At 42.2% G+C, this 17,780-nt stretch carries 19 protein-coding genes; 9 read left to right on the top strand and 10 right to left on the bottom strand.

The features are described 5' to 3' along the window. Positions 1-189: 189 nt before the first annotated feature. Both A462_RS05385 and A462_RS33830 read left to right on the top strand, forming a co-directional pair. The gene (locus tag A462_RS05385) at positions 190-2,211 is read left to right on the top strand and encodes a site-specific DNA-methyltransferase (protein WP_008438401.1); all 2,022 of its coding nucleotides are present in this window, start codon (positions 190-192) and stop codon (positions 2,209-2,211) included. Further along, positions 2,208-4,577: a DEAD/DEAH box helicase family protein gene (locus A462_RS33830; RefSeq protein ID WP_083853250.1), complete on the top strand. Its 2,370-nt coding sequence runs from the start codon at positions 2,208-2,210 to the stop codon at positions 4,575-4,577. Before A462_RS05385 ends, A462_RS33830 begins: the two co-directional genes overlap by 4 nt. A gap of 59 nt (positions 4,578-4,636) precedes the next feature. Here the strand turns inward: A462_RS33830 and A462_RS34435 are convergent, their stop codons facing one another. The 5 genes from A462_RS34435 to A462_RS05405 form a co-directional block, all read right to left on the bottom strand. Continuing rightward, on the bottom strand, positions 4,637-5,128 hold the full coding sequence (locus A462_RS34435) for a hypothetical protein (RefSeq protein ID WP_177325586.1): 492 nt from the start codon (positions 5,126-5,128) through the stop codon (positions 4,637-4,639). 221 nt (positions 5,129-5,349) lie between these two features. Next, positions 5,350-5,784 carry a hypothetical protein gene (locus tag A462_RS05390; protein WP_008438395.1) on the bottom strand — a complete coding sequence of 145 codons (435 nt, stop codon included), beginning with the start codon at positions 5,782-5,784 and terminating at the stop codon, positions 5,350-5,352. Between the two features lie 67 nt (positions 5,785-5,851). Then, complete coding sequence (locus A462_RS05395; protein WP_008438392.1) at positions 5,852-6,922, bottom strand: hypothetical protein; 1,071 nt, start codon at positions 6,920-6,922, stop codon at positions 5,852-5,854. Position 6,923: 1 nt separating this feature from the next. Next, positions 6,924-7,544 (bottom strand): HEPN domain-containing protein, encoded by a 621-nt coding sequence (locus tag A462_RS05400; RefSeq protein ID WP_008438391.1) that lies wholly within the window; start codon positions 7,542-7,544, stop codon positions 6,924-6,926. A gap of 70 nt (positions 7,545-7,614) precedes the next feature. Continuing rightward, on the bottom strand, positions 7,615-8,304 hold the full coding sequence (locus tag A462_RS05405; protein WP_008438386.1) for a hypothetical protein: 690 nt from the start codon (positions 8,302-8,304) through the stop codon (positions 7,615-7,617). Between the two features lie 140 nt (positions 8,305-8,444). On the opposite strand from A462_RS05405, the gene A462_RS34430 reads away from it, so the two are divergent. The 3 genes from A462_RS34430 (at position 8,445) to A462_RS05420 (ending at position 12,075) form a co-directional block, all read left to right on the top strand. After that, positions 8,445-9,911: a hypothetical protein gene (locus A462_RS34430; protein WP_157222875.1), complete on the top strand. Its 1,467-nt coding sequence runs from the start codon at positions 8,445-8,447 to the stop codon at positions 9,909-9,911. Between the two features lie 89 nt (positions 9,912-10,000). After that, the gene (locus tag A462_RS05415) at positions 10,001-11,353 is read left to right on the top strand and encodes a hypothetical protein (protein WP_008438383.1); all 1,353 of its coding nucleotides are present in this window, start codon (positions 10,001-10,003) and stop codon (positions 11,351-11,353) included. Beyond that, complete coding sequence (locus A462_RS05420) at positions 11,350-12,075, top strand: hypothetical protein (protein ID WP_008438382.1); 726 nt, start codon at positions 11,350-11,352, stop codon at positions 12,073-12,075. The genes A462_RS05415 and A462_RS05420 overlap by 4 nt, the downstream gene beginning before the upstream one ends. On the opposite strand, the gene A462_RS05425 is transcribed toward A462_RS05420, so the two are convergent. From A462_RS05425 to A462_RS34425, 3 genes are all read right to left on the bottom strand, one after another. Beyond that, positions 12,072-12,668: a hypothetical protein gene (locus A462_RS05425; RefSeq protein WP_008438381.1), complete on the bottom strand. Its 597-nt coding sequence runs from the start codon at positions 12,666-12,668 to the stop codon at positions 12,072-12,074. The two genes, A462_RS05420 and A462_RS05425, sit on opposite strands and share 4 nt — an antisense overlap. Beyond that, on the bottom strand, positions 12,665-13,519 hold the full coding sequence (locus A462_RS05430; protein ID WP_008438380.1) for a hypothetical protein: 855 nt from the start codon (positions 13,517-13,519) through the stop codon (positions 12,665-12,667). The genes A462_RS05425 and A462_RS05430 overlap by 4 nt, the downstream gene beginning before the upstream one ends. Positions 13,520-13,915: 396 nt before the next feature. Continuing rightward, entirely contained in the window at positions 13,916-14,659 is a 744-nt protein-coding gene (locus tag A462_RS34425; RefSeq protein WP_157222874.1) for a hypothetical protein, read from the bottom strand. Positions 14,660-14,741: 82 nt separating this feature from the next. Between A462_RS34425 and A462_RS34420 the strand changes: the two genes are divergently transcribed. Further along, on the top strand, positions 14,742-15,419 hold the full coding sequence (locus tag A462_RS34420; RefSeq protein WP_157222873.1) for a hypothetical protein: 678 nt from the start codon (positions 14,742-14,744) through the stop codon (positions 15,417-15,419). 39 nt (positions 15,420-15,458) lie between these two features. Here the strand turns inward: A462_RS34420 and A462_RS05440 are convergent, their stop codons facing one another. Beyond that, on the bottom strand, positions 15,459-16,229 hold the full coding sequence (locus tag A462_RS05440; protein WP_008438378.1) for a hypothetical protein: 771 nt from the start codon (positions 16,227-16,229) through the stop codon (positions 15,459-15,461). A gap of 98 nt (positions 16,230-16,327) precedes the next feature. Between A462_RS05440 and A462_RS05445 the strand changes: the two genes are divergently transcribed. The 3 genes from A462_RS05445 to A462_RS05450 all read left to right on the top strand — a co-directional run bounded on the left by A462_RS05445 (position 16,328) and on the right by A462_RS05450 (position 17,158). Next, a complete protein-coding gene (locus A462_RS05445) occupies positions 16,328-16,597 on the top strand; it encodes a hypothetical protein (RefSeq protein ID WP_008438377.1) in 270 nt (89 codons plus the stop codon). After that, positions 16,594-16,770, top strand: a complete 177-nt coding sequence (locus A462_RS34415; protein ID WP_157222872.1) for a hypothetical protein — start codon at positions 16,594-16,596, stop codon at positions 16,768-16,770. Before A462_RS05445 ends, A462_RS34415 begins: the two co-directional genes overlap by 4 nt. Positions 16,771-16,852: 82 nt before the next feature. Continuing rightward, positions 16,853-17,158 (top strand): hypothetical protein, encoded by a 306-nt coding sequence (locus tag A462_RS05450; protein WP_008438376.1) that lies wholly within the window; start codon positions 16,853-16,855, stop codon positions 17,156-17,158. A 56-nt stretch (positions 17,159-17,214) separates the two neighbouring features. Here the strand turns inward: A462_RS05450 and A462_RS05455 are convergent, their stop codons facing one another. Continuing rightward, entirely contained in the window at positions 17,215-17,757 is a 543-nt protein-coding gene (locus A462_RS05455; RefSeq protein WP_008438375.1) for a hypothetical protein, read from the bottom strand. Positions 17,758-17,780 lie beyond the last annotated feature (23 nt).

Below are 17,780 nucleotides of genomic sequence, written 5' to 3'. Positions count from 1 at the left end.
ATATCCTCTCGCTACGGTATAGGATCACGACCCCTATTCATGAGATCATATCCTCATCGAAAGCTGTATAAATTTACAGTATTATAGGTAGCATGAGCCCGCTAGGTGACGACATCCCAGCGGACAATTTTTTGTACAGAGTTGAGCGATTTGCGATGAATCCTCATCTCCTTGAGTAGAGAACACCGAATGAGCTACGAGCAAATGACTCGCAGTGATCTCATCAGATTGCTGGAGCAGCACGACCAGGCACGCTCCGAAGCAGGCAAAGACGGCATTGTCATGTCCTACACGGGCAGAACCGCACCATGGCAGATTATTCGTCAAGTCAAACCAAAAATGACGAAAATTAATCAGCGGGTTTCCACCGGTGCCGTTCACGAACAGGCAGAAAATATCGTTATGGAAGGTGAGAACCTTTCAGCCATGGTTACTCTGTACAAGTATAGGGGGCAGGTTGATTTGGTTTTAACTGACCCCCCGTACAATACTGGTGAGGATTTCAGATATAACGATAAGTGGGATCAAGATCCCAATGATCCCGACCTTGGTGATTTAGTACCAAAGGAAGACGGATCTAGGCACTCGAAATGGCTTCGCTTCATGACTCCTCGCCTCTGGATGATGAGGGAAATGTTAAAGCCGGGTGGGGTGATTGCGATCTGCATTGACCATCGGGAACTTTACCGTTTGGGTATGCTGATGGACGAAATTTTCCGTGAGGAAAACCGCATTGGCATCATCAACTGGCAGAAAGCGTATTCCCCTAAAAGTGATACCGGTGGGAAAAAGGGTGGATTATCAACTGCCACCGAATATGTATTGGTGTATGCCAAGGATATAGATAAGGCAAAGACCACTCTTTTAGACCGCACAGAAGAAATGGATGCCCGCTATCAATCAACGGTTGACGGAGATCCTGACGAATGGAAATCCGGTGATTGCTCCGGCCCGAATGCGTCTACCCATCGCAAGATGGTTTATGCGATCCAAAGTCCGTTTACTGGAAAGCTATTTTACCCTCCAGAGGGTCGGTGCTGGGCTAATGAAAAGCCAACAATGAAGGCTTGGCTGGAAGGATGGGGCAGCGAGTATCAAGATAAGTGGATTGATGATGATAATCAATATACTGATAAAAATGGCAAGCTATGGAAGGTTAAGGCCTTGGTGTTGAAAGGCACAACTTTCGTAAATGGCGAACAAGTTGCTGGTCAAAAAATTATTAAAGACGCTCGTACCCTAGCTTTAAAGAAAATGAAGGAAGGTACTTGGCCTCCTTTGTTTTTTGGTTTGACTGGCGAAACAGGCCCACAGCAAAAGCGGTACTTGAAAGACGTTAAAAAAGGCAAGGTCGCGATGACCTATTGGGCCAATGAGGATTACACAATACCTCTAAACATTGAGTCGCAGTCGTGGGATCATGAAGAATCTGGCCACAGCCAGACCGGGATCAACGAACTCAATGCTGTGGTTGGTAAAGGTCACGATTTCAAAACTGTGAAACCTTTACGTCTAATGTCGAAGATTATTCAAATTTGGTGCAAACCGGATGGGATAGTTTTAGACCCTTTTGCTGGCTCTGGAACAACCGGACATGCTGTACTTGATGTAAATCATAAGGCAGGCGCCAACAGACGGTTTATTCTCATAGAACAGGGTAATGACGTAAAAGGCGATCTATATGCCAAAACCCTTACTGCTGATCGAATTCGACGCGTAATCACTGGTGACTGGAAGGCTGGTAAATGTTCACCATTGGGAGGCGGATTCCAATTTCAAGAATTGAAAAGGCAACAGGTCGATGCTGCAGCAGTAAGCGCTCTTCAGCGAGAGGAAATGATTGATTTACTGCTCACTAGCCACTGGGATAAATCTGAGCGATCCAAAACTTCGCTTTCACGATTGTTGCCGGGCGATAGCAGATACTTGTTTGCTGTAAACTCACGCAATGAAGGTTTCTTTTTGATTTGGGATGGTGCTGATAAACCATCTATTCTTAATCGCGAGACATTTAAGAACATTATTCAAGAAGCAAAAATTCACTCTTTAGCTGAACGATACCATGTATATGCAGCACTAGCGCCGTACTCTGGCAGGACAGTTGAATTTTATAAAATACCAGACCGAGTATTGGAACACATTGGGTTTAATTCCCGTGCTGATGCTTATAATAATGATGTAGATGTGGACGTTGAGGTTGAACAAGGATGAAAGAAATAAAATTTCAGAATGACGCTGCGCAACAAATTGCTCAGCGTTATGCGTATTTTGCGAATCATGATGCCCGCCCTGGCACGCGAAAAACTGCTGATCCTTTCTTTCAGGCACTTTCAGCTTTAACTGGAGCTGGTAAAACTCCTATTCTCGCAGAGGCTGTAACCCTAATTCGTAATGAGCTACAGGGCGAGCCAATTGTATTGTGGATGTCCAAAGCTAGATCTGTTGTAGGACAAACATTTAATAATTTCAATGGTGGCAAATATGCGCCGTTGATTGAGGGTTTTCAGGTTTGCTTAATCAAAGACTTGTCACCCTCAATGATACAGGACAGCGGATCGCCCTTACTGATTCTGACCACTACAGGTTTGTTCAACAATAAAGACCAAGCGGAAGGCGACTTAAAAGTTTATCGTCCAGGTGAGGATAAGCTTGGAAGCCTATCTATGTGGCAGAGACTTATCCAGCGAAATGATGGATCAGTTAGAAGGCCATTAATTATCGTTTATGATGAGGCACATAATCTATCTGAGCAGCAAACTGATATTTTACGTGAATTAGAACCAGAAGCATGGCTGCTTGCAAGTGCAACTGTAAAGCTGCCGGCAAAATTTCAGACAATGGTTATTCAGCAGATACGCGGCTGGGTTCTTCGTTGTGAACATGAAGTTTCTGAATTTAAAGAGCTTAATGCTCTCAAAGATGGAGTGCCAGATTCAGACACTTTTATGACGACTGCTGTTGACAGCAAAGAAGTCGTGAATGCTGAATTGGTCAAAAACGCAATTAACTTTGATGGTTCTACTGCTCCGATGGAGCGCTGCCTCGATGAATTGATTGACCGATGGAAACTCATAAAAAGGGAAGTCTCTTTAAGAGATCTTCCAATTAAACCTAAAGCCATTTATGTTTGCAAAACCAATATAAATGATGACGGCCAAACCGACGATCCTTCTCGCCCGTTCAGTCTACGTCAAGCACCGCCAATTAAGATATGGAGATACTTGGTCGAGGAAAAAGGAATAGATCCTTCGACCATTGCTATCTACGCCAATTTGAAATTTTCGGATGGTAGTAAGCCTGACGCCGTAATTCATTATTCGCAAGGCGACGATGACTTTGATAATTTCCAAGAGGGAAATTACGAACATATTATTTTCAACCTATCCTTACAAGAAGGTTGGGATGACCCTGAATGCTATCTCGCATACATAGATAAGTCTATGGGGTCATCATTGCAGGTACAGCAATTGATCGGGCGTGTGCTACGCCAGCCGCACGCAACACACTATGATAGTGAAGCGTTGAACGCTGCCCATTTTTTTATTCGTGTAGATAAGAAAAGCGTTTTCAACGAAGCTCTTGAGCTTGTCAAAGCAAAGCTTGATCAGGAGGGGGCTCCAATTGCCATCTCTTCATCTTTTGTTACAGGTAACGCGCCAGGAGCAATCGAGGTATACCCAAGAGAGGACGCTCTTCCCGACCTCCATAATATTTATGTTCAAAAAGAAGAGGCGATGGAAACTGTCAACGAGCTATTGTCAGTTTTTCCAACCTATTCCGAAGGGTCTGAAGATACTACTGGTAAAGCTGAATCAGCTAGCTTGACCATTAAACTAGGATCTAAAGACGGAAATACTGCGGGAGTGGAATGGTTAGAAGGTGGCCAGACAAACCCAGTGAGACTGCGCTGGCTTTTGTCTTTGGCTGTGCGGTCATCAGCCCCTCAAGCCAACAAGATTCTTGATTCAAAACATCCTAAATTCGATGTGCGTGTACAGGTACGAAGCAACGCAGAATTTCAGGTCAAGATTCTAGCGGAAAAAATAGCTGATGCTTATTTTAATCATTCAGAACTGATATATGAGGATCAAGATTCTTTTAAATTTAGTCCTATTAGAGTTGTTAAAGAAGGAAGTCATACATTTGTTAACAGTCTTTATCCTCAATACGGAAAGATGAATTCTGAGGAACTGGCTTTTGCAAATGCTTTAGATGAGTCAAGTATGCTTTGGCACCGAAACCCATCCACAGGTGGTTATTTCATCCCACTTTTAACTTCTGGTGACACAGCTAACTTTTACCCAGACTTCCTTGTATGGAATAAAGGAATTGTTTACGCTCTGGACACCAAAGGAAAACACCTTCTTACCGATGCTCTTGCTCGTAAAATGTTCGATATTTACGAGGGTAAGACAATAAGGATGCATGTCAGATTCATTGTGAAGGGTAAGCAGGATGTTATTGGAGGTAAAACCACCAATAAAGAAGGTTATACCGTTTGGCGAATTAAAGGGAATCAGCCTAAACCCTTTTATGTTGACTCAATTGGAAAAGCAGTTAAAGAGTGCGTTAAATAAAACTCAAAAAAAGCCTCAGAAATGAGGCTTTTTTTGCGTGACGCTATTTTTACGCCCTACTAATAATTAATTGATTTTGGATAATCTTTTAAGTAAAGGGTTAACTCATCTTTGCCCGCGCCTCTGATGGAGCTTTTTGCATTTTCGTTAGGTACGAAAACGGTGTGGGAGCTTGGAAAGTTTTTAACTGCCCAATAAACTGATTGTAAAGAAGCCCAGGGAAGGACGACTGCCCCTCCGGGGAATGAGGATTTTGTGTCGGTGGTTGCGAGATAAAATGTGCAGGTACGACCATCTTCAAATGTGACAGGAAAACGACGTTCTTTGAACAGTTCGGTTATGAATTTTTTACCGATCACTTTTTCAAGCTGATGGTTCAGACCTTTAATCGAGCTAGGTGATACAAGGAGTACATGGTCTGCGAGCGAAGTTGCTTTTTGAATAGCTCTTTGCAGTTCTAGATCGCGGTCACCTGGATTAATAGAATGATATTGCATTAATGACTCTCGCTGAGTGTATGTTTCAAAAGCCCCGATAGGCTTGGGTTTCATGCTAGCAGTTTGGAACCATCAAGCAATGGTTTACACATCGAAAACGGTTTTCTAGGCGATAGACTTGATGATGTTGGGGGGATGGTTGAGGTTGTTTCTGCGTCTGTTGGGTCTACTATCCATGCTCAAACACCTGGGCCATGTGCATGGCTGCATCGTAGTACGCGCAGACCTCTTCGAATTGGAGGTCTTGAAGGTCAATTTCGTCCATGCTGACGTTCCTAATTGAACCTTTTTAGAAATTCGTGAAGGTCACGTTCTGGACGTACACCTTTGACGCTAACCAACATCAAAACTCCGATTAATCGAGCCTCCGAAGTGGCGATTTCAGCATCCCCAAATTCTCTCCTTACGACCGGCAAAGCATGCTCCAACCAGCCATTCAGAATCTCTATAGGATCTTCCTTCATGCATCCGGCGTCGAGTTCGCGTTTCTCGTTCGGGGTGATGGCTCCGAATTCTTCTGCAAGGTGGAAGGTTTGAAGGATCAATGCTCGCGCCATCCCGTGATTTTCAGGCATCTGGCTATTGGAAAATAATGCAAACCAATTTGGAAAGTGCATTCGTGTGAGCTTATTAAATTTGTCCGTTTTGGATTTTACCAAGACAAAAAAAATGATAATTCCGGCCACGATTGCACCGATCAAAAATTCCATTAACACCTCTTATATATCCGTGTAGTGCGGCGTATTTTACTTGTTGGTAAATGGTATGCTTTTCGCGCTATCGAAAAATATCCTCGTCCATTATGCCGTTGAATAAACTGCCTTGGTAACGCTCTGCATAGACCAGTGTTGTAACGTACCGATCAGCGCTATGCGTTCCGTTCAGCTCAAGAGGGTGGGCACCATCAGTTGCGAAAATGTTGCTCGGGTCGTGCTCATGGATATCGTCCTCGGAAACCTTTCTGTACACAGGTTGGTAGATCGTCCCATGGTCGGCCCGCAGGTAGTACGTTGGGTACTTCGTTTCCTTGTCGAGAAGGATTGCACCGGCAGTGAGTCGAGCGGGGCCGTTTACCGTGCGAACCTTGCCATCTAAGAGCTTGTACGTCCCATTTCGTGTGTGAAGCTCCATCACAAAGTCACCCATCGACCGAAGCGGCTTGCTGACAGGTATGCCCTTGCTCGTGATGTAAACAAGGAAAGCATCAGACAGGGTTTCTGATGACAGCGAGGTACCATCAATGAACTCAACAACTCCACCGGCCAACGCCCGTTCAAGGTCAGTGGCTGCTACCAGTAGTGGTTTTAAAGAATGGTCAGCGGCTTTTGCACGATCCAGAAGGTGCAGCATGTTCAGATCGTCCTGTCCCGAGGGAACCCTATCGGTACGTTGGACCAAGAATGACTCTTTAAAAAGGCCCTGCCAGCTATCCAAGCACTCGTTTTTGGAATCCCAGATAACAAGCTGGTCCTCCAATTGCAGAGGTAAGCACGTTGAGCGGAGTGCCTCGATGAGCATGTGCAAAGGCGCGAAATAATCACCGTCCTTTTCTCTGAAGCGAACAATCAGCCCTTCATCTTTACCCGCGATCATGCCATCCAATGACCACTGACCGATTTCAGCCGTTTGGCCCGTCCAAACCATTAGAGATATTTCGGAATGCTTGGGGATGCCGTGTGCATCAAGCTTGATCAAAGCGTTCACTTCCTCCTGGTTAAGATCACAGGGAGGCGGTTGGCTCAAAGATTTTTGGCGCGGAGTTTTCTCAAGACTGTCGATGATTTTTTCATAGTCGTCTTCCCCCGTGGAGAAGCCACGGGACTCACAGAATTCTTCCCACTCGCTCATTTTATTTGGCCTTGACTGGGTAGCGATGATCAAACAGGGCGGTGTAGCTCTTGTAGAGAGCGTCATACCGCTCCCATGACGTAGCCCCAGTCGGTGAGTAGGTCTTGATGTTGATGGTCGCGCCCTTGATCACCGTCTTGCCTTTGTACAGAACGGTGTTGGCCATCTCGTAGTAGTCGATTAGCTTTTCGTCAGTCGCATTCACTGGCACGGGATAGCGTCCTGCCCAAACGACGCTGTGCTGGTAAAAATTCAGGATCTTCTTCTGCGCAGGGTTCCTCTTCACGCCGAGTAGGTGAGCCAGCAGATTCAAGTCGTGATGTTCAGGTGGAGTAATACCTTGGCTAACAAGCGCCGCCTTCATTGCGACTTCTAACGAGAGCCCACACAGCATGTGGTAGACGTGTGAGCAGGCGAGGTGCATGTCGAACCCTTCACCTAACCCAAGCTCCATAGCAGCATCGCGGCCACGCCCGTGTGACATGGTAAGCCAAATGGCACCAGCAGAGGCATGAAGGTCGTTCGCACGATTCCTCCAATGATTTTGATGGCTCTTGTCGTCCACGAGGGTGGGCCGTTGGTGGTGCTGGTATTCCTCATACTCTGGGAAATCTTCTTCCATGTTCAGTCCCTAATGGCAGACGAAAAAAAGCCCCGACAGGCCGGGGCTTCATGCTAGCAGTTTGGAACCATCAAGCGATGGTGTACCCCTCGAAAGCAGTTTTCTCAGTGATAGCTTTAGCGATGTTTGGTCGATTAGCTGGAATCTCTGAGCCGTCTACAAGTTTGATGGTTGCCGGATCGAGTATTTCCTTGCCAGCATCATTCTTGACGATCTTAAAGCCCAACAAGGTGAATACTTTTTCGTCTTGTTTCAGATTCACAGCAGCACGGCCATGGCGAGAGAAAAGCTTTTCAGACTTACCATTGTGCGTCACTGTGTGGAATGTTGGCTCGCCTGTCGGGTCTTTCTCGCTAGTTTTGCGAGTGCCTTTAGTTTTGCCACCGGCGTTCTTCAACGCTACGTGTGTGCCTTTGATGACCTCGAGGGAAATCTGATAGGCCAAGGCTTTGAATTCGTCTTGGAAAGCCAACAGAACGCGTTCAAAAGAAGTGCTTTTCTTCAATTCTGCCAAGGACTTGAGGTTGGCTTTTTCTGCATCTTTCAGCTTTTTCAATTCTTCAAAAAGCTTAACCAGCTTTTCGTCATCGCCCGAAGTTGCTGCAGCGGAGATTTGAGCGTGGATGTCAGTCAAGGCTGATGAAGTCGTGACAGACAGCATTTGCTTCAAAACCTTTGCGCCCAGCTCTTTGGCTGGAGCTGCGTGGAGATCAGCAGCAATGGCGGTTTCGTATTCAGTTTGAGAGGCTTTGTCAGTCATTCACTCGTTCCTTGCGTGTGTGTTGGTAGTTTTGAAAAGAATTGGCTGAAGATAATTGATGGAAATCCTATTGTCAATTTGTTTGGCGTGTTTTTATAAAAGAAAATGATATAATTGTTCATATAACTAACAAGTCTAATATGAAGTATACAAAAGAAGAAGAAAAGCAAGCGCTGGCAAAAAGAAATCAAGCAACCGAAATAGATGATGCACAGCAAACAAAAGATATTGATGACATGCTTGCCAAAAAAGGTGTTTTTAAGAAATTACCTGAACCAGATCCAGTGCCTCAACCAGAACAACAAGAGGTTATGAGTGGTGGTGTAAATGTTAAACGTGCCCTGCCTTTGACTAAGCTTTCCAATGAAGAAGAAGAACAGCTACCAATTGATGAGTTTATTTCAGCTCTGCTGAAAATAGGTAAAAATTACGATAGAAAAGTAATGCAGAAGAAAGACGACATACATGATGGTGTAGACCTTTTTTTCATCAAAGTAGGTCAAGAACGCGCTATTGATGTGAGTGTAAAGCATAGTGGTGATATACGATTCAATGAGGGGGATTTGAATTGTCAGATGAATCAAGACATTGTAAGAACGGTAGCTCCTTTCAAATTTCACCAGCCTGACACTGTTTTAGAAGTGTGGGTAGATGATTCTAAAAAGACTCCAGAAGCAATTGCTGCGCAAGAAGAGTTCATTAAGAACACAATTGGCACATTGGTAGACTCTGGCGTTAGTCTCGACCGTATTATCTTAAAAAACGAGCAGTTCAACGCCATCCTTGAAAAGTACAAAAAAGACGCAAAAGCAGCTAATCCAGAAGAACCTGTAGCTGGTGTTAATGTCGTGAGTCAAAACAAGCCTAATGATAAGCCTTCTGAACCTACAACCGCCGTAGCTGAACATTCGCCAAAGGAAGTTCAAACAAAAGATGAGATTCCTGCGAAGCAGAATGTAACCGATACTCCATCTGATCAAGTGAAAACTAGAATCGAAGAGATTTTTATTGGTGAGGGATTGTTCAGAAGGGGAGACACTATTTTGGATATGTTCAATAGACGTGCAGAGCTAGAAAGAACTGAAGGATTAAAAATTCAATTATCGTCAGATGGAAGCACCTGGAACGTCACAAAAATAGGTGATGGTCAAAGAATTCCAGATAGAAAATTCCAGTTCGACACTTCTAAAATGCCTGAAAAGGATGAGTTTAAAAGGGTATTCAATTCTCTTGAAGGGAAAGGTCAGTTGGCAATCATAAGATCAGGTATGAGTCTCGGAAATTTTGATAAGCAAAAAACGAATTTAATGAAAAGTGGAATTGATTTGTCATTTTCCGATGATTACCAAGACGTAGTTGTTTCGAGAAAGATTGGCAATATAACAGAGAGAGAAACCTTTCCTCTTAGTAGCATCGTGGTTGGTAATTCAAAATTAGGGGCGGGGTTGTTCAACGCACTGAAGAATATTTCAAGCGCCGACAATCAGTATAAAGAAATAAGGCCAAGCAATGCAGCCAAAGCAGCAAATGTGGATGCATTGTTTGAGCCAAAACCTGTGGATGTTGAAGAGAGGCAAACAAGTCGAAGAAACAAACCTTCGATGTGAAAAAATAAAGGAACCTACGGGTTCTTTTTTTGCGCATAATTTGGGGGCTGCGAAATGGTATAATTAAAGCATTAACAAACAAATCTAAAATGAAGTTTATAGATAAAATTAAAGATAACCTCAAAGAGGTATTTGGAGGAAAAAAAGACGGTGGATTCACAGAGAATACTGTAGATGTACTTCAGTCTTTTCAAGATGCAGATTCAACGCCCAGTGTCATCAATGATATGCCGGAGAATCAAGAGCAGTATAGCGATGATATATTGAAGGCTTTCGCAGAAGAATCTAAAACCTTTGGCATGGGAAGCAATAGTCAAACTAAATATGATTATTTGACTGATACAGACGGTGCATTTCGTGACAAGGTTATTGCTAGTATAAATGTTAAGCGAGTACCAGAGTCAGAGCTGGCTAAAAGCCCTGAAAATTCAATGGTTGAAGCAAAAGATTATCTAGCTGAGTTGAAGGTAATTCTAGAAAAGTACAATATGTCTATAATGGAGTTTTCTAACTCAAAGATTAAGATAGCGGATGAAAGAAATAGAACTCAATTTGACCTCAATAGAACAGGTGGGGTTAGGTTTTATGTAAATATCAATGGTCCCTGGGTTCAAGAGGTTGTTGACTTTGAAGCAAGACATAATTATACGGGAAATAAAAAAAGCATTGAGCTTTCAACAGATCCAGATTTAGTAAGCAATGAAGAACGTAAAAAATATTTCGTGTCATGTTATAAAACGCTTCATGCTGCGGGTATTGATCATAAGAGAATTGTCATTCTTGATAAAGATTTCAGATACCTTATGGATGAGTTAAAGCCTAAAATCGAGCCCGTCAAGGTTGGTGCGGAATCAACTAACAACGCAAAGCCAGTGAATTCGCAAGCCCCGCCCCTGACTGGCGGTGTTAAAACTATAACTGCACAAGAAGCATTAGAACAACGAACGTTAAGAATGCTGAAGGTTTTCGGTGGTGATTTGGATTTCTTGGATAGCAAAAGACCAGTCCTCGCAAGTGAACATAATTTAGAAATTACGTTCAGCGATGATGGTCAGCATGTCACAGGTTCGACTGTTGATAAAAAGTTTTCTGCAACCTTTCTTACAGCTACGGTAGAAAAAGGGGAGAGGTATATCGAAGAGCTGAAAATGACTGAAGAGCAAAGAATTGAAAAGGCTATTAGAAATGTAGTGTTAGCCAGCAATGGCAATCTCTCTACTTTTGAAGAACAAGCAAAGAAAGCAAGTGTAGATATGTCGATTACAGATGATTCAAAGAATGTCGTTGGTAAAAAGGTAAAAGACGGAAACATGCACGAAGTTTCACTTGATTTGAGTAAAATCGTAGGAGGTAAAAACCTTTCTGAAATGCACAAGCTTGAAAAGAATGAGCAAGACGACCACACAGTGCGTGAGGCAGTCAAAAGGGGGTACAAGCCATGATTTCCGTTAAGGGGCTGTTCTCCTTCTTCGTGGCTAACCAAGCTCAAAAGCCAAGAAGCAATGAGGCTTCCAAAGCTGCTGATGAGCTGGTGGCGAAGCCTGAATTCCTCAACAGATGTCGAGAACGATTGATCAGCACCATGATTCGTGCGGCCCGGTCTTTGCCGCTTGTTGTTTCCCATGATGGTGAACAGTTGACAGCCACGGCCAACGGCTTGGCTTCTGTTCTCATGAAGGGCAAGGGATTCTGTGTCCTGGACGTGCGTACCCAGTCTGCAGAGCTTGTTCTTTCCGTCATAAGGGACATACACCATGAGTTCTCAGTGGGAGCCACGAACGAAGGCCAGATCATTCTCTCCCTGGTAGCTGATGAAGCTGTAACGCCAGAAGGGGGTCTTGTAAGGCTCTTCACTGACGTAATCCACAATGCGTGCCTAGATCTGCCTGATTCGGTCCTGGAAGCTGGGCGTGATTCCGTGGAGGGACAAGTTCAAGCTGTGATTGCGCGTAAGCTGGCTTCTAACCTCGGGCAGTACTTCGCTGACAATCAGCGCATACCGTTAGCTGTAGCTCGTCATGAAGCCTTGAAAGCACCTCACCTGATGTTGGGTGATGATGACTTGAAAAGCTTTTTGGATAAGAAACTACAGAAGAATGCAGATGTTCTATTCGATGAACTTTACACATTTGATACGACAAGCACCTACATAAAAGGCGATTAAAGGTCGCCCTGCAAATCTGTAAATATCTCGGCTAGCACTGATTTGTTCGTTGGAAATTTCAGGCAGATTGTTAAGATTTCCATGGGCTGTCTGTATTCCCATTTGACCTTTGAATAACCCATTTTGAAAATAATCCTGTCAAGTTCGAATAGATTTTCTACAAAGTGAGTGTTGATCTTGTCGTTTTCGAAATGGGTGTACTTAAAAATACTATAGTAGTCGTCCATGTGTTTTACAAAAGCTCTGACCTCTTCATTGCACGTTTTCCATTCGGGTGAGCCGGGTTTGATTTTTGTGTAAGTTCTAATCATGCTCGTGACAAACATTAGAGATGCACATGTTTCGATTGGTTGTTTAAGAAAATTGCTTGTGATGATTTGGTCAAAAGCAGTGCAATATTTATCCAGCGGGGCGCCTAGTTTCTTCTTAATCCCGGCATACGATTTGTCTTCCGGTGGCGGGTCAGAGTTAAAAATTTGATCAAGGATGTCAGCATTGGGATTGGGTATATCTTTTTCATCATCCCCGTTTATCCCTGAATCAAGGTTTTGCATCATTTGGTGTATCGCGTCTTCGTCATATTCGTCTGTCATAATATCCTCATGATATTGGTTGGTATTGAAAGTATTTTCATTATTCTTTGTTGAGCTTTAGTGGCCATTAAAAAGGCTCTGTATGACTTGGCTTTTTTATTCAGATACGTTTCATTGTATTTAGCGAAAAGGTGCCCGTATTTTCTCAGAAAGGGTTCATAACTGATTAACAAGTCTTTATGAAGCGTAGGGTGTTCCGTCATATAGTCTGTTGGGTATCTAAGCCATTCCGGTTTATTCACGTAATGTGTAAAGTATCGTGCATAGTTTTTCTTTAGCAAAAAAGCGATGTATTCATTAATGCTGTTTGGTCTAGCGTTTTCAGCCCACTCATCGAATTGGCATAATTTAAAAGAGTCGAATGCCAACCAATTCTCTTCATTCGTTGTGAAGTTATTTAAAGACTCTTCGTTTGGAATCTGTGCCCAGTCATGTCTGATTCGGAATCTATGATCCGTACAACGGCTATTAGCTCTATAGCCACTGACGTTCAAAGCGTCCGTAGGAAAAGCGTATAGAGTCTTTAGGAAGCCTTTCAGGTCTTTCTCATAGAACCACTTCAAACGAAAAACGAGAGGTTTGTTAGCCAATCTTTGCGAGTAATCGTCAAAGATAAGCGCACTGATTAGGTCATTTCGCGTTGGGCAGTTAGAAAAGAAAAGTAAAAATTCAATTTCTTTGTTGTATTTGTAAAGAATAAAAGGATTATTCAGCTCCGTGTAGTTTTTAGCGGTAATGATTTCATTGAGAGTATTTGGTTTCGGATCAAAGTCAAAAGTCTTGCTGTAAAGCAATTCATTCAAGTCGTTGATAGGTATCTCTCGCCCTTTTGTGAGGCTAGCTTTAAACATAATGTCATTGTTTGTTTTTCTTCTCTAATTATACCATTTTAAGGTGATGTAACTCGCCTTACAGAATAAAGAAAAATCAGGCGTTAAGCCTGACGGTTTTTTCTTCTGTAAATGAATAGGTAGGAGAGGGTAATTGGTACTGCGATGTAAGCAATTGAGCCGCAAATAATTTGAGTTAAATTTGTTTTTTGAGAAACAACCTCTAACCAATTTATGAAACTAAAATTGCCCATGGAATGGCTCATGAAAATTGAGCAAGCTATCAAAATAGCAAACGCAAGTATTGCAAATTTTATGAAGCGTTCAATTTTATAGTATTTGGCATAAGCTTGGATTGTAGATAGTTTTGAATTTTGCATAATTGTTAAGTTTGTTTTTATAGATTATACCATTTTTTTAGGAGGATTCTTTTAGGAAGACGTTACTGAAATATGCGAGGTCTTTGAGATTTGATTTGGGGTAGTGTGCAAACACCTGGCAAGTGATCGCATCCACTGCGACCATGCAATGCAATTCTCCTAATGGGTTTTCAATTGCGACGAATAGCTTATGTGTTCTTGTTTCCATATCTTGCATTAATTCTACAAATGCTTCCTCTCCATTTGGGATGTATTTGATTACTGGGTTTTCAAGGTCTTTTGTTATTGAGCGTAAACCTTCTAAGAGGTCTGTTTTGCTTACTCTAATTGGCGTTTCTGATCTGCTCCTGTACGGCATTAATTTCCTATACGCTTTGCTGTAGTCTTCGTTAGTGAAGGATTCCCAGTTGTCGTAATTCACTACTACTTTGAAAAAACGGCAAAGGTGTAGCTTTAAATATTCTTCATTTTCAGATTTAGCGCTATGGCTAATGTCGAATTCAAAACAGCAGTAGTGTTCGTTTTCTATGCGAATAGCTTCAGGTGCTGTAATGCAGATGTGTCTTTCTAGTAATAAGTCTCTAGTGAAATGCACCTGTATCTTTGTACTGAAACGTTTTCTTTGCGAAGTGTAAATCATAAGCTCACTTGTGTTTGCTTGGTGCAGCTTCGCTAGAGTTTGGATAAAATTCTGATTGATTGATGGCTTTCCGTTTGCTGTGAAGTCTTGAAATGTGAGTCTCGTGGCTGGCTTTAATACGTGAATGTTTGAATTCGGCATGTGAAGGAAATTATTTATTTAACGTATTATACCATTTTGGCAAAGCGCATTTGTTATAATGACAAAAACAACTGTGTACAATATGAATGAATTAAATTTTAACGAACCAACTGTGCAGATTGATTTACCAGATCTTTTCGGTACGGAAAAGTCCAAAGAGAACGTCGCGGAAAGAACTGACTCACTGATTCAGGCTTTAAGCTCGATAACTGAAAATCGTGGCTTGAATGCATCGCTGGTAGGAATCAAGCTTCCAGCACCAGCACCAGCACCAGCACCAGCACCAGCACCAGCACCAGCACCAGCACCAGCACCAGCATCCACCGCTGCGCATTCAGTAGCGTCTGTTGAGGCTACGTTAGGCATCGAGGAAGATGAATGGCCTGTCGTTGTGCCTGATGTGATTGTGCCCTTGGGTGTGAGCGAGTCCTATGAGCCTCTAGGCATCGTCCAGGTAGAGGAAGAAGTAAGCTTAGACGTAGCTATAGCAATGCCACCGGCTACGCCTGTGGAAGAGAAGGGCGGTTCCCTGGCTGATTACAAACGCTGGGCTCTTGAGTACAAGAAAGAAGAAGAAGCGCTTTTGCGTGATGCTTTTAAAACTGCACGAATATTAGTCAGTTACGATTTTGACCCTACGGCAACAGAATTCGATTATTTAGAGAATGTGCTGAAAATGGCTTTTATCAAACGGGGAGTCTACAACGAATGTAGACATGAAATCTCAAGGCGTCTGTTCGACCAATTCATAAGTGAGTGATAAGCTTAAAAATAATAAAGGCCCCGTATGGGGCTATTTTTATACCTGAAGCCCTAGCTTGGTCATAGTCCCTTGTACTATGACGATGGTGTGAACTAAATCGACTATTAATGTAGAAGCGCAGAGCTGTCCCATAACGCCTATGAAACTACGTTGTCCTGAACCCGTGGAAATTTTATGAAGGGCAAATAAAGCATTCACGAAAAATAGAAAGCCCACCATCTGTAAACCAGATATTATGTTTTTAAGATTCCCTTCTAGCTCTCCTGAATGTTGCGAATCAATCATTGATTTCACCTTGTCAAAGGTTGGTCCTGATATTTGACTGCTTGCAACACTCCAACACATATCCTTATTTTTACCGATTTTCCAATCTTCAAATGCATCTTCATTGGTTATATAGCAAGCCCCTTTAGATTCTGAGTTGAAGGTTTTAACGACAGAATCCACGGTAGAAGTGATGTTGAGCATTAAAACACCAATGATCAAACCGAAAATCATCTTGTTCTTAACTTCGTGTTTGCCCTGTGCGCCTACTTCAGTGTAAAGAACCATATTTTTAAAGGCTATGACTATAAATATTAGCCCTCCAAATACGCTGATTGTTTTAGTTAGCCAGATAATTATTGAAATTAGATATTGATATTCGTCCTCGTTGGAATTATCCATCACTGCGTCATAGTCATCGTCATTGTCATCTGTTCCCACAAAGCTGCTTGTTCGATCTGATGCTGTTTGGCCTGTTATTGGCTCTGCAAAGCTATTGGGAATTGTTGTAAGTGAAATGGCGACGATTGCTAAAAGAATCATTAGCCATCTTTTTATTGTTTTCATTGTATTAGAAGGTTTGTTTCTCAAATTATACCATTTTTAAAATGCTATAATAAATACAAACAAACAAGCCAAAAATGAAAAAGGAAATAACTGTCGATGATGTAAATGCGTTAAATGCTTTTAGTCTTGAGATCGAAGGCGATCAGCTAAAGAGACTGTCGATCCTGGTGAAAGCCAGAATCAAGGGGGATAAGTTTTTAAGCTTTACTAAAAAAATGCAGAAGATAACAAAAATCAAAGTGATGAATTTCAGAGCGCCTATATTTATCACTTTCAGTGAGTCAGCAGTTTCTTCGCTCCATGACTTAAGTCTTGAGCTTATCAGTAAGGAGGCTGTTAAATGAAAATAGGAAAAAAGAAGCCATTTAACTACTACGATGATGAAGAGCCGATCACGCATAAAAAAACAGATGATGAGGTTGACGAATGTTTGAGTCTGGATCTGAATATCCAGCTTGAGCGGAAAAAGCATAAAGAATTTAGGGAGAATTGGAAACCTATTAATACAGACCTTTGAGTCTGTTTTGTTATTTTTGCTTAATGGTAAATTTGATTAAAGTGAAATGCTATAATTCGCTTAACAACAAACTTTACTAAAAATGAATACATATGAAACGATTGCGCTTGAGCTAGAAGATAAGAAAGATAATGACTACGTTAAGGCTGTGAGGCTTCACAATCAAGAAGCCAAAAGAAGACGATTAGCGGAGGAATTGGCTAGATATGACTTGGTTGTTGAAGCTGACAGATTAGCTAATCTATATTTCCACAATTTTGAAGATGAATTTGCTCAAAACCTTCCGTCTACCAAGGACGCTTACCTTTTTGCAGTAGGTAAACTGTCTACAATGAATTTAACCCCCGATGAAAAGAAAATCATAAGGTTGAAAATCATCGGTGGATAAAAAATCGGAGTGCGTTTTTGAAGGCAGTAGTTATAACTACTGCCTTATTACTATTTCTACCAAATGAATTTTTTGTTTTTTTCCGTCAGCGGAATATCACGTTTGATTTCATTGACCTGTTGGAGCGGTGTTGTGCTTCCATTTTTGTTGATTATATAAAGCTTGTTGTCTGAATCCATTCCTAGATCGAATTCATAAGGTCTATCATCGTCACGATCCATTTTTACGATTTTGATAGCGTTATTATATTTGCTGGGTGTAAACGAACTCACTTGAGTATGCCCCGGTGTACCATCCACGAAGAGTTGTACTTTTATAAACCGTACACCTTTCATATCGGCAGGATTGCCAGTGTATTTGATGTCTCCCTCTGCATACCTAGTGATCATGTAAGCATACTCGGTTTCTTGCTGGTCGAATTTTACATATTTCGACTTGCCTACCTGATCGATGACTTTGTTACCAAAGCCCTGAATATCCGCGCTGACTTGGTTTTCATTGTAGCTATCGTTTTTCGAAAAGCTTGTGTCAGCTTGTACAAGTGTAGCTGTTGAAATTAGCAAAGCTGTAAATGCAAAACTGCTGATTTTTTTGATCATGGTATGAAATTCCATTTAGAAAG

Source organism: Pseudomonas sp. Ag1, from assembly GCF_000278565.1.
Taxonomy (GTDB): domain Bacteria; phylum Pseudomonadota; class Gammaproteobacteria; order Pseudomonadales; family Pseudomonadaceae; genus Aquipseudomonas.
The sequence above is the reverse complement of the archived record's forward strand: the minus strand, read 5'-3'. Positions and strand labels throughout refer to the sequence as shown.